The 12,909-nt window shown below is 49.2% G+C and carries 10 protein-coding genes and 1 pseudogene; 3 read left to right on the forward strand and 8 right to left on the reverse strand.

What is annotated here, in order from left to right; all coding sequences use genetic code 11:
* Positions 1-6 precede the first annotated feature (6 nt).
* The 5 genes from ACFVSO_RS22575 to ACFVSO_RS22595 form a co-directional block, all read right to left on the reverse strand.
* A complete protein-coding gene (locus ACFVSO_RS22575) occupies positions 7-1,173 on the reverse strand; it encodes a Ger(x)C family spore germination protein (RefSeq protein WP_387477831.1) in 1,167 nt (388 codons plus the stop codon).
* The gene (locus ACFVSO_RS22580) at positions 1,170-2,261 is read right to left on the reverse strand and encodes a spore germination protein (protein ID WP_387477833.1); all 1,092 of its coding nucleotides are present in this window, start codon (positions 2,259-2,261) and stop codon (positions 1,170-1,172) included. The genes ACFVSO_RS22575 and ACFVSO_RS22580 overlap by 4 nt, the downstream gene beginning before the upstream one ends.
* Positions 2,262-2,288: 27 nt before the next feature.
* The gene (locus ACFVSO_RS22585) at positions 2,289-3,785 is read right to left on the reverse strand and encodes a spore germination protein (RefSeq protein ID WP_387477835.1); all 1,497 of its coding nucleotides are present in this window, start codon (positions 3,783-3,785) and stop codon (positions 2,289-2,291) included.
* Positions 3,742-3,909 carry a hypothetical protein gene (locus ACFVSO_RS22590; RefSeq protein WP_387478438.1) on the reverse strand — a complete coding sequence of 56 codons (168 nt, stop codon included), beginning with the start codon at positions 3,907-3,909 and terminating at the stop codon, positions 3,742-3,744. Before ACFVSO_RS22590 ends, ACFVSO_RS22585 begins: the two co-directional genes overlap by 44 nt.
* Positions 3,910-4,460: 551 nt before the next feature.
* A complete protein-coding gene (locus tag ACFVSO_RS22595; protein ID WP_387477837.1) occupies positions 4,461-4,583 on the reverse strand; it encodes a hypothetical protein in 123 nt (40 codons plus the stop codon).
* Between the two features lie 297 nt (positions 4,584-4,880).
* On the opposite strand from ACFVSO_RS22595, the gene ACFVSO_RS22600 reads away from it, so the two are divergent.
* From ACFVSO_RS22600 to ACFVSO_RS22610, 3 genes are read left to right on the forward strand one after another with little or no spacing between them, the layout of a single operon-like run.
* The gene (locus ACFVSO_RS22600) at positions 4,881-6,794 is read left to right on the forward strand and encodes a putative thiazole-containing bacteriocin maturation protein (protein ID WP_387477839.1); all 1,914 of its coding nucleotides are present in this window, start codon (positions 4,881-4,883) and stop codon (positions 6,792-6,794) included.
* Positions 6,791-8,734 (forward strand): TOMM precursor leader peptide-binding protein, encoded by a 1,944-nt coding sequence (locus ACFVSO_RS22605; protein ID WP_387477841.1) that lies wholly within the window; start codon positions 6,791-6,793, stop codon positions 8,732-8,734. Before ACFVSO_RS22600 ends, ACFVSO_RS22605 begins: the two co-directional genes overlap by 4 nt.
* Positions 8,735-8,787: 53 nt before the next feature.
* A complete protein-coding gene (locus tag ACFVSO_RS22610; protein ID WP_387477844.1) occupies positions 8,788-10,368 on the forward strand; it encodes a SagB family peptide dehydrogenase in 1,581 nt (526 codons plus the stop codon).
* 270 nt (positions 10,369-10,638) lie between these two features.
* On the opposite strand, the pseudogene ACFVSO_RS22615 reads toward ACFVSO_RS22610, so the two are convergent.
* The 3 genes and pseudogenes from ACFVSO_RS22615 to ACFVSO_RS22625 all read right to left on the reverse strand — a co-directional run.
* Positions 10,639-10,719: pseudogene (locus tag ACFVSO_RS22615) on the reverse strand (hypothetical protein); the annotation flags it as partial.
* Between the two features lie 79 nt (positions 10,720-10,798).
* Positions 10,799-11,893, reverse strand: coding sequence for a M24 family metallopeptidase (locus ACFVSO_RS22620; protein ID WP_387477846.1), 1,095 nt, complete (start codon positions 11,891-11,893; stop codon positions 10,799-10,801).
* A 331-nt stretch (positions 11,894-12,224) separates the two neighbouring features.
* Positions 12,225-12,833, reverse strand: coding sequence for a DUF1349 domain-containing protein (locus ACFVSO_RS22625; RefSeq protein WP_387477848.1), 609 nt, complete (start codon positions 12,831-12,833; stop codon positions 12,225-12,227).
* Positions 12,834-12,909: the final 76 nt, after the last annotated feature.

The following is a 12,909-nucleotide window of genomic DNA, read 5'->3' on the forward strand; positions in this document are numbered from 1 at the left end:
CAAACTTCAATGATCGGATGTTCCGTAGTCTTTGATCGTTAATTTCACCTCGCAATGGATGGGAACCTCGCTAAAGGTTTGATCCCAATCACGCTTGACCTTTTCCCACACACGAGGATGTTCGATTCGCAAACGGTTGCCGAATCCGGATACGTCTGCTTGGTACTTATGTTGTATTTTGTTCAGGACATTTTTGATTAAACGCTCAACCTCTTTTTCAGAAGCTTGCTCAGCTCTTTTCAAGTACCCGTTCTCAAATTCCTTCTCCGAGACATCCCAATGCTCAGCAATTCTTCCTTCAGACTCGATTAGGACATCGAATGAAATGCGGTCCCCTTCAACATTAGATTTAATAACGCTTTTCATGGACAGGATTTCGTATACAAGGGGCAGGCCTGTTTCTTCATCAAAACCTCTAACCAAACCGCCTTTTCCTTTGCCGGATATCCACGTTAAGCCCTCTAATTCCTCTTCATTCAAAAAACCGCCCAGTTTGTTGGTCTTTCCTTTAATAACGGCAGCGCCTGTAAATTTGATTTCCCCTTTAATCGAGCTCACGCTTTGCAATAGAAAGCTGGCGCCAGAATTCAGCTTCCCTTGAATTTTGGTAAGAGTCATTGGGGGCAATATTTTTGTCGTTCTGTCATGGCCTTGTGTCATTTCGAGGAGTTGAAAGGCCGGGATATCAATGGGGTTCTTCGATTCCAGTGTAAGGCTTGCCCGGTCTCTGGCAATCAGGATCAGTCCGCTTGGTCTCATCTCTTGTTCCCTGATAAAGAAATCCAGAGTCTGCTGCAGATTCAAGGTACGTGCAAGATTCTCTCCAATAACAAGTACTTTTGAATGCTCAGCAAAAGCACGCTTGTCGATTCTCAAGATCATATTGCGCAAGGTGGGAAGGGCAGCATCTCCCGTCTCCGATATGTTTTTGTATGCTTTTTGATGAGTTTTGCCCTCTTTGGTGCCTGCGCCAACGGTCTCTGAGGTTAGAAATTGATTCGTTATGGTAAGCAGATTTCGGTTATGGTCGGTGGCTGCTGTCTCCAAGTCCAATGAAGTGCCTACAATGAAGCCCAAATTCTCGATTTCTTTGCTGCTCCAGCACCCTGCAAGCGGCAGAGAGATAAGAATGACCAGTGAGCAGAGCAGCAGTCGCATACGCTGATTATTCATGCTTTTCCACCTCTCAGTCTCGATAAGAAAAGCAGAGTCAGAGGCAATACAGCAAATAAAAGCAACGCGACATTGCCGACCATGTCCCCCATGTGAAATAGGTCATTGATGTTTTTTGGAATCATGGCAATCACATAAATAACCGGCAATAATCCATATATAAAGGGCTGGATGTCCTTCTTGAAAAGCTGCGACAGTCCTAGAGCGGCGGCATAGTAGGTGATCGTAAATGTGGTGAAGATTTGCATAATCCATATCACAAGCAAAAAAGATTCGAACCTTTCAAAGATCAAGCCGGGGATCTCAAAGCCTCGCATAAGTTCAAGTGTTGGCCATGTTCTCGTGGTCACTCCATCGATGGATAAGGCTCCAATCACCATGACGACGGTGATGACGTAGAAGACCATAGGGATGGTGACCCCGATCAGAACGACTTTTACAGCCTTCTCCGGTTTTTTCATAAATGCGACAAGAAGCAGCATAATTTCCGCACCGAGAAAGGCGAGAGAGGTCGTTTTTATCCCTTTTAGCACAGGTACAATTCCGAGTCCTAACACGGGGCGCAGATTGTTGAACTCAAATATGCCGAGGCTCAAAAAGGCAACGAGTAAAAAGATGATAATCGTCACAGGGAAGATCATTTCGAACAGTCGGGCGAGCGGAGTTATTCCGCCTATGATGAGATACAGACCTATCCACATAAAGGGCATGATGATCGCCCAGGTGGGGGTGCCTTCCAACAGAAAAAAGCCGGTTACTTCGGCCATGGTTCTGACTTCATAGGCAGATATGGTGAAGAAATAAGCGATAATTAGGATGCTAAGCAGCCCGCCTACCCACTTCCCCACAATTTCTCCGATATATTGATAAAAGGTTTTTTCGGGATACCGTTGGTTTAGTTTCACGATAATGACCCCTGCGATCATGGTGATTAGACCGCCGATAATCACGCTAATCCATACATCTGGTGTTTTTACCTTCTCGACAGAGGTACGGGGCAAAGTGAGGATGCCTGCTGCCAGAATATAGTTGACGAGTATGACGGCTGCTTGCGAATTTGTAATTTGATCCTTTGAATGATCGCTCATAGCTAGTCCATTTCCCTTCGTAATGAGCTATTTTTTGCGTGAGGCGTTTTTCGCAGGTATTCGATTCGTCGCTTTGCGCTTCATCTTCATAAGCGGCATACGAATGACATAGGCTGACCAATTACTTAAGCGATCGGGCATGATCGGACTGACATAAGGTACGCCAAAGCTCTTCAGCTTCACCAAATGACTGCAAAGGAACAGGGCAAACAGAACAACTCCGTATAGTCCAAATACAGCCGCAAAAAACATAGCGGGGAAGCGGAGCAAGCGTAACGATATCCCTGCGCTATATTGAGGGATAGCAAAGGATGAAATAGCGGTTAACGCTACTACAATAACCATAATGGGACTGACGATGCCTGCCTGCACAGCCGCTTCCCCGATGACAAGACCGCCCACAATGCCGATCGTGGGACCAATTGGCTTGGGTAAGCGCAGTCCGGCTTCCCGCAATATTTCGATGGTGATTTCCATAATCAGCGCTTCTATGATGGCAGGAAAGGGAACGCCATCCCTTGTGCCCATAATGGATAAGGCTAGCTTGGTTGGGATCATGCCTTGGTGAAAGGAGACAAAAGAAATATACAAGGAGGGCCCAAATAGCGAAATTGCTGCCGCCAGATAACGCAATAGGCGGAAGAGAAAACTGGGCAGCCAGCGTTCATAGTAATCCTCCGGTGAATGCAGCATCATACTAAAGGTAACCGGTACAATCAAAGCGAAAGGCGTCCCGTCTAATAGAATCGCCACTCGACCCTCCATCAAGGCGTTGAACACACGGTCGGGGCGCTCCGTATTTTGTACTTGTGTGAAAGGACTTAAATAGTTATCTTCGATCAGCTGCTCGACATAGCCTGATTCCGGCACATCATCCACATTTATTTCTTTGATTCTTTTCTTCACTTCTTCGACCAAATCAGGATCGGCAATATCTTGGATATAGGCGATGACCAGTTCTTTTTTGGTGCGTTGCCCTACTTGGAGTTTGATGAAGGACAAGTTGGCATTTTCACCGTGCTGTCGCAATAGGGCAGTGTTATCGCATAACGTTTCCGTGAAGCCAAGCCGTGGACCTCTGACCAAAGCTTCCGATACCGGCTCTTCAATTGGACGAGATTTCTCTTTGGTTGTGCCGAGAATGAGCGCATTCGGAAGGCCACCAACCAGCAATGCGGTTGATCCGGTCAATATCTTGGCGGCCAGATTTTTCGAGATGCGTTCCTCTGTCAACTCGCCAATGGTTAAGACCCGACTGGTAATAAATTCGTTGGACACCGTTCCGTTCGCTATAGGCGCCATTAACGATTTGATAATGTGCTTGTCGATGAGCTCTCGATCCGACAGTCCTTCTACAAAAATAATAGCAGCACAAACATCTGTGCCTCCTATGTAAAACTCTCTAAAGTGCACATCCGAGTTATGACCGATTTCGTTCCTTACAAGTTCGAGATCTATGGTAAAGTCACCAGTAAACGATTCAGGATTCAAGTTTTGTTTCATCTTCGATGTCCGCCATTTCATTTTCTTCCTTTGATGTGTATAGCCACTTGAAAAATCTTGAGAGCATATACGGAATAAAAAAAGCGATGAAGCCCTGCATAAAAACGGTCCATTCCGGAAGGTAGAAAATCGCTTGTTTCCACATTGTCATCACCTGATTATGCCTACAATTCTGTAGTCTTTTATGACTCCATTATGATCTAAGCTACTGCCCTTTAAACTTATCGCACGTTAATTCGAATATGGATATGTGATGGAGGAGATCGGACGGGTTGCCGCGATGAACGGTATTAGTAAGCCGCCGGAAGAAGCGAGTGGCAGCGGAATTTGAGAATCGGAAGATAAACAAGCGAGGCAGTGCAAATTATAATTTGCGCTGCCTCGTTTTTATTTGGTGCTGTTCAGCTCGCTTTGCCACTGTAAAGGTGGCAGGTTCCTTTTTGTATGCACTAACCTGGATTTGAGAAAAAACAAAATATAGGCATTTTAATCAGTAACAAGAGCGGAGATCAAATCATATGTTGTCATGGGTATTAGAAATTGGCGGTTCTTATAGGGCAGCCAGCAAAACGATTTATTACAAATGGAGGTAAGAGTATGAATGAATTCCAAAATGATTTATCGAATCTGAATGTTTCCCCAATTAAGGCGAGTGAGGTGTCTCCTTGGAACACGCAAAATGAGCAAGCAGCTCGTCTATGCTTCTTCAGTTGTTTTAATTGCTTCTTCAGTTGTTTTAATTGCTTCAATTGTCATAACTGCCACAACTGTCATAACTGCCATAACTGCCACAACTGTCAAAACTGCCACAACTGCCACAACTGTCATCACTGTCACGGTGGAGGACGATAAGGCGCTTTTTGACGATAAGACTATATTTGTGCCTACTTAATGAGGAAAGAAAGACCCTTGAATCCATTTAATGTGCACCCCTTATAGTAGACATTGGAAAAACACCCTAGTGTTTAATCAATGATACTATAGGGGGTGCTTTTCGTTATAGCGAAGAAGGGGCAAAAGTTACAACGTTACAGACATGAGGGACAAATAGCTGTACATAAGATTATTTGTGAAGTGTTGGGGCAGATCGAAAACAGCTAACGGAGGAGGAATAGAATGACAAATTTGAACCCTTCCATGCGTCTAAAGGTAAAAAGGGATACATTTTTTCTCGCTGATTCTGGCGGTGTGTATTTTCGAAACAATGTAAGCTCATTCCGCATGGAAGGTGAGGCGATCGATCAGTGGATTGAAAAGCTGATACCAATATTCAATGGGGAGCATAGATTGGGGGATTTGACAGACAGATTACCGGACCAACACCGGAACCAGGTATATGGCATTGCAGAAGTTTTGTATCGCAACGGTTATGTTCGGGATGTAAGCCAAGATGCACCGCATCAATTGCCGAAAGAGGTTCTTGAAAGGTATGCTTCTCAAATTGAGTTTTTGGATCATTTCGGTGATTCGGGTGCGTATCGGTTTCAATCCTATCGTCAGTCCAAGGTATTGGTGGTCGGTTCTGGTCCATTTTTGATCTCGTCGATTTCCGCGCTGCTTGAATCCGGGCTGCCTAAGTTTTATGTTCTGGTCTCGGGCTCGGATTCTACTGACCGGCAACGGATGGCAAAATTGGCGGTACATGCCCGTAAGTCGGATTCCGAGGTGGCTGTTGTGGAGGTTACCTTAGAGAAGGAGGAGAGTTGCTGGCGGGAGATTGTAAGGCCGTTTGATTCAATATTGTTCGTGTCGCGAGAGGACGATATCGAGGGAATTCAAGCTCTTCATGCCGCTTGCAGGGAGGAGAAAAAGATGTTTCTCTCTGCTGTATGCGTGCAACAAGTCGGCATGGCGGGACCGTTAGTGCATCCGGACGCTGAGGGATGCTGGGAGTCGGCATGGCGTCGCATACACCAATCTGCGATTTCTAAAGACTCGCAATTGCACACCTTTTCTTCTACAGCGGGAGCGATGTTGGCGAATGTGATCGTGTTTGAATTATTTAAAAAGTTGACGGGAGCGGACGATTCGGAACAGAATAATCGCTTTTATCTGTTGGATCTGGAGACTTTGGAAGGAAATTGGCATTCGTTCATGCCTCATCCGCTTGTGACCGGACTTCGCAAACCTGAATGGATTCATGATTTCGATCGACAGCTTGAACGGGGATCGAGCAACAGGGTGAACGGATTGATTCCTTACTTCAGCCGATTGACATCGGCAGAATCAGGAATTTTTCATGTTTGGGAGGAGGGGAATTTAAAGCAGCTGCCGCTCTCTCAGTGTCGCGTTCAGGCAATCGACCCGCTATCGGAAGGGCCGGCCGGACTGCTGCCGGACATGATCTGTACCGATCTGACGCATGAGGAGGCGCGGCGGGAAGCGGGGCTGGCTGGAATTGAAGCATATGTGTCGAGAATGGCTGGTCTGCTCGTTTCTCGCCAGGAGTTTATTGGCATAGGAGCAGGGGAAACGGTTGCGGAAGGTATTTGCCGAGGGCTGCAAAGGTGCTTGGACGAAGGCCTGCGCATGCGGCAGGCGCATCAGTTGCCTTTTGTCTCCCGTGTACAGTTAGGTACGGTAGAAGATCAACACTGCCTTTTTTATTTGCAGGCATTGACGACCATAAAGGGAGAGCCGATAATCGCCTTGGGAGAGAAAGTGTTCGGATTTCCTGTGGCGTGGATCGGTACGAGGGATGGCTGGTATGGCCATGCAGGCTTAAATGTGACATTGGCTTTGCGGAAGGCATTACAACAGGCTCTGCTAGCAGCACAAAACCAACCGGATGGCCTCAAATCGCAAGCATTGGCTTTTTCATCCGTGTATCTGGAAGAACAGGTGCCAATAAGGCTCGAGATCCCTGCATGTGAAGCAACGTCACAACCAGAGGTTCTACAGTCCGCCTTGCAGGTTTTGAATCGGAACAGTAAAAGGATCTTGGTCCTCGATCTGGCAGTAGAACCGTTTTTGAAGGAGGAAATAGCAGGGGTGTTTGGTGTGGTGCTGTGTGAGGAGGGTTCCATGTGAGCGCTATCGTAGTGATTGTTGGAGAAGGGGTGTTGGCAGACTGCGTGTATGGGGAACTGTCAGGCCAATTTGAGGTCGTTCGTCAGATCGATTTCGAGGCAGGAGTACCTGAAACGGTGGATTTGGTTCTGGTGTTGGACGATGCTTGGCATCCTATCATTCATCAGAAGGCAGAAGAGGCGCTGCAGCCGGCCGGCATCCCTTGGTTGCGCGGCTTCGTTTCATTTGGTGAAGGCGTGATTGGACCGTTGGTTAGTCCGGGTACACAAGGCTGCTCCCGGTGTGCAGACACGCGGCGCCTCATGGCGGGACGTGAACGCAAAGAGATGCGGGAGCTGCAGCAGAGGCTGGCCACGCATGGGGGGATGCCGCGTGATGCATGGGCGTCACGAACAGGGCTACTCCAGGTCGCTCACTTGCTGGTAGAAGAGACACGAAGGGTGTTACAGGGCAAAACGGTTCAATCGGCAGGGAAGGTGTTTTTGATCAACTTGAAAACGCTGGAGAGCACCCTTCACCTCATTCTCCCTGACCCGTTGTGTCCGGTTTGTAGTCGATTACCTGATGATTCATCGACTGCTGCCCATATTTCGCTGCAGCCAAGCCCTAAGATTAGCGCAGATAGTTACCGCTGCCGCTCCATAGATGAGCTGAGCAAAGTATTGACCAAAGACTATCTGGATTACCGGACCGGCTTTTTGAATTGGAGGATGGTTAACCCTAAGTCATTATTTGCCGATGTGAGTGTGAATCTGCCGTTATTCGGAGAGGATGTGGGAACGGCAGGCCGATCCCATTCCTATGCGGCGAGTGAATTGACCGCTATATTGGAGGGGCTCGAGCGGTACTGCGGGCTGGCACCCCGAAGTAAACGGACGGTAGTCCAAGGCAGCTTCCGCAGCCTGAAAGACCAAGCGCTTGACCCTGTTAAAGTAGGGGTGCATACGGAGGAACAATATGCCCAGCGGGGGGTTCCGCTCACAGCGTTTAATCCTGACCAATCGATCAATTGGGTATGGGGTTATTCGTTTTTGCAAGAGCGTCCCATTCTGGTTCCGGAGCAGCTCGCCTATTACAGCATGAGCTGTAGGCACAACTTTGTGTTTGAAACATCCAACGGGTGCGCGTTAGGCGGAAGTTTGGAGGAGGCTATTTTTTACGGCATATTGGAAGTGGTGGAGCGGGATGCGTTTCTGATGACTTGGTATGCACAGCTGCCTCTCCCGCGCCTTGACCTCAACTCCGCTAATGACCAAGAATTACGATTGATGATCGATCGTTTACAGGCAGTGGCAGGGTTTGATGTGCATTTCTTTAACGCGACGATGGAGAATGGGATTCCAAGTGTATGGGGAGTAGCGAAAAACAGGAAGCAAACAGGAGCGAATCTCATCTGTGCGGCCGGAGCTCATCCGGATCCGGTGCGGGCCGTGAAAAGTGCCGTTCACGAGTTGGCCGGCATGATGCAGTCGCTCAACGAGAAATTGGATACGAACCGGGAGGCGTATGTTCGAATGTTCCATGATTCATCCCTGGTGCAGCAGATGGAGGATCATTCACTGCTTTACGGGTTGCCGCAAGCGCAGGAGCGCCTGCAATTTCTGCTGGATGACAATCGCCCGTTGCGAACGTTTGAAGAGGAATTCGAGCGGGGGGCAAGGCATACTGATTTAACGGATGACCTGAGGGACATTCTTGATGCACTGCGCCGACTCGATCTCGATGTGATCGTGGTAGACGTAACCGCGCCAGAAATTAATCGAAATGGGCTGCATTGCGTGAAAGTGCTGATTCCTGGGATGCTGCCGATGACGTTCGGACACCAGTTTACCCGCTTAGCAGGGCTTAAGCGGGTGCTCCGGGTACCTGCGGAACTCGGGTACGTGAAGGAGCCGCTAGAGCTAGAAGATCTCAATCCCTATCCGCATCCGTTTCCATAGGTATAAAGTCGTGGCGTGGTTGACCACCCTCGTTCATATAAGGAGGGACAAGGATGAGTCTGGAAGCATTTCTCCACAATCTGCATTATGACATTGATAAGACCAAACCGCCGGATCTGGTGGTGGATTGGGAAGACGGACCGCTTGCCTATAAGCTCTATCGCCGTTTGCCCGTGATTCCGTTATCTCCGGAAGTTCCGCTGACGCTCGAAGGCAGTGAAGCGTCGGTGAAGCCCGACCTTCGTCGAATGGGCCATTTTCTCTGGTACGTCTTCGGGCTCACTCAATTGTCTCAGTCAGTCCTTGCCTCGAATTCCATGATGCAATCCATGGGCGTGCTGCAGCTCTATCGGCGGTTTGCTCCCTCCGGTGGAGCGTTATATCCGAATGAATTATACGTTTATCTAAAAATAGAGGATTTGCCTGCGGGGGTATATCATTATGATGTGGCGCATCATCGTTTGGTGTTGCTGCGAGAAGGCGATTTCGATTCCTATTTGGCAAGGTCCCTTGGTAATCACTATGACGTGTCGGCTTGCTTTGGCGCTGTATTTGTATCGAGCATGTTTTGGAAAAACTTTTTTAAATACCATAACTTTTCTTACCGCCTGCAAGGACTTGATGCGGGTACGCTAATCGGGCAGCTCTTGGAAGTGGGCAAACGGTTTGGCTTTTCATCGGGGGTGCATTTCCAGTTTCTTGATCGAGCCGTGAATCATCTTCTCGGGGTATCCGAGCAAGAGGAAAGCGTGTATGCGGTAATTCCGCTGTCGGTGGAGCCCGGAATTTCTTGGTCTGCCAATTGGAATGAGGGAGAGGAGGCCGTCTCCGCTACCGAATTAAGCCGGGAGTTGCCAACGGTTCAGCACGACCATTACGTCCGGTCCCGGAGGGTCAAGGAATTTCCGATGCTAATCAGAATGAACGAGGCATCCCTATTCGAATCACTTCCGTCGATACCGCGCATGAGGGAAGAGAAGAATGTTCACTGTGAGGATTCAGTGATAGCTCTGCCCCGCATGAAGCGGTTGTTATATGATCTGGCGTCAGTGAGCCGAAAGCGCTATTCGCCGGACAGTGATTTTATAATGAGCAAGGTAAGCCAAGAGCAGCTGGCCTTACTGTTGCAGGAGGCCACGGCTTCCTTCAGATATTGGAATGATTTGGATAGAGACCGTGAGAACTCCGTATCTCGCGTCTCACTGTACGTATGTCTGTATAACGTTGACGGTATATCAGAAGGTGCTTACCATTATGACAGCGCTGCTCATGCTTTACGATTGATACGTCAGGGGGATCATCGGCTCCAATTGCAGCAAGGAATGCCTTCCGATAATGTGAACCTGTTCCAAGTACCGCTTTGCTTTCATATAGCAGGGAACAAGGATCACCTTACAACAACGATGGGGTATAGGGGATACCGCATCCAACAGATGGAAGCGGGGATGCTTGTACAGCGTTTGCTGTTAGCAGCTTCAGCTATCGGGTTAGGGGGGCATCCGCTCCTCGGATTTGATGCCCGATTATGTGATGAGATCTACAACATGACTTCGCAAGGGTTAACCAGCCTAATTCAGGTCCCGGTAGGACCCTATCGTCATAGTCCTCGTTTAACGGGAGGGTTGCACGGCTAGAAGGGTATGGTACAGCTTCTGTGAATAAGAGAGTCGTTAAGAGACAGCACATGAGATGCTATTAGAAAACGTCCGGATCAGCATATTGCGGCAAATTGTGGCTTTACCAAGCCACGGCTTGCCTCCACCAAACGATGAAAAAGACACCATGTGGGGTGTCTTTTTGGCATGTCTCTTACGATTCGGTTATGGAGACGCAATGAGCTTGAGTAGTAGAGGACAATTCATCCTGGAACATAGCGCTTACTTGTTCTTGAACGCTTGCTACCTTCATCGTATTAAAGAAATGCCGTCAATTTTGATAGACCCTGCATCAGGCCGATACAAGCCGAGCCAGCATTTGGCCAATGTGCTTTTTCCAGATCAAACAAGAGCCGCCCCATAAGGTCAACGATATGGACCTTACGGGGCGCTCTCATGACTCAAATGCCTATGATCCAATAACCGTCAGCTGCTTCGGATAGGATGTCAGTACCTCCACGCCGTCCGGCATTACAAGCACATCGTCTTCGATTCTGACGCCACCTACTGCCGGCACATAGATGCCCGGCTCGATGGTGAAGACCATGCCTGCGCGCAGGAGGTCTTCGTTCCGGCCATGGATGGACGGGTATTCGTGAATATCCATCCCAAGGCCATGGCCGAGCCGATGATTGAAGTAAGGGCCGTAACCCGACGCTTCGATCGATTCGCGAGCCAAGCGGTCCAGACTGCCGAAAGTGACACCCGGGCGTGTGGCCTCAATTGCCAGGCGATTGGCATTCAGCACGGCGCCGTATATGTTCTTCAACTCATCGGATATCTCGCCGACAGCGAATGTCCGGGTAATGTCCGAGGCATAGCCGTCTGCATATACCCCAAGATCGAACAAGAGAAGCTCCCCTTCGGCTACTTTCGTGTTATCTGGGGTACCGTGCGGCAATGCCGACTTCATACCGGCCAAAACCATCGTATCGAACGAAGGGCCCTGCGCTCCGAGCCTCTTCATTTGGAATTCCAACTCTGCTACCAGCTCAATCTCGGTAACACCTGGTTTTACTTTGGCAACGCCTGCACTCAGCACATCTTCGACGATTCGAATAGCATGCTTCATGCGCGCCACTTCATCCGGCGTCTTAATGGCCCTCATCTCTCTAAGCGGCAATCCGATATCGCTAAAGCTCGTCACGCCGACGGCTTCGCTGATCGCCTCGAAGCGAAGGACGCTTAGATCTTCTTTCTCCACGCCTAGATGGCGGATACCGGAAGGCATAAGCTTACCTAGAATTTCATACGCATTGTCCGTATCGCTATGCGTATGGATGTTCGTTACGGAGGAGGCCGCGTGTGCGGCTTCGTAATCGAGCGCCGGCACGAGCAGGATTGGTTCCGCTCCTTTAGGCAGGAGCAGCCCGAGGAATCTCTCGTGAGGATTCGTAGCGAAGCCGGTCAAATAATAGACATGCCTTGGCGATGTGATCAGCATGGCATCAAGATTGTTTGTATTCATATAGGTTTGAAGCTTGTTTATACGGGAAGAGGTCATGTTGTATCCACCTTTCATTCCTATTGTAAGCACTCTGCTGTGTAGTATCCAGTGAGTGGGCTTATGATACATAACCGTGTTATTCGTCTGGGTTAGGTCCCAAACTCCTTCAGCTAGCGAGATGTGGCAGTTCCTCCGTTGATGAGTAACTGCAAGCCTGGAAACACGGCTTAGAGCGATCAATCCGAGCCGCGAGGCAGTTGCAAGCCTAGAGGTGCCAAAAAACCTGCTTGATTCATCATGTGCTGAAGATCGCAGTTATATATACATTTACCTTCTGTCTGGACGGATTCACCTCTGGCTCCTATGAATACCAGGGTTTCCTAGCTTTTTATTTCAATATTGGAGGATCCGTATGCAGTTCCGCATCAGGTGTAGTCATCACCCAGCGGGTGAAGGCGACCTCTAGTCCCGAGCGGGTAGGGGCGCAGAAGAAAGGTCCGGCTTGCTTGCTTGTAGGGTAAGGGAAGCGGGCTACGCGGACCGTTCGCCAGTCTTCGGAGCCGGAGCGGGCCCGCAGAATAACGGCATCCTTCATACGGGAAGCGCGAATGGTCACTTCTTGTCCTGCCCACTCCGGTACAGGAGCCAGCGACCAGTCCGAATAGCTGTCCGTGACGACGACGGCCAGGTGTGGGACGCCATCGTTCAGCTCGACTCCAGCTTTAATCCAATGCTCCTGGTCATGCCACAGCATCAGACCAGCCTGATCATACAGCTCGGTGAACGAATCGAGCCGAAAAGTTACTTCAATCGCATGGCTGTCCTCCCAGGGAGCAAGCAGCGCATGGCCGTTGCGGTGCTGGAACTCATACAGCGTTTTCTCCCAATAGTCGCTCCCTTTCTCGGCTACAGCTATCAGGCAGCCTGCTTCGACGCTGACGGATACGGGTTTGACCGTCCATGTCCCTTGATTCCACGAGATGTTTTTGGTGTCCATTTCTCTTCACTCCTTCTCCAGATAAGCGAACAAGTTATACCCTCATGCTAGAGCACCCTTCCAGCCGTTGTCAAAC

This window comes from Paenibacillus sp. NPDC057967, from assembly GCF_042887015.1.
Classification (GTDB): domain Bacteria; phylum Bacillota; class Bacilli; order Paenibacillales; family Paenibacillaceae; genus Pristimantibacillus.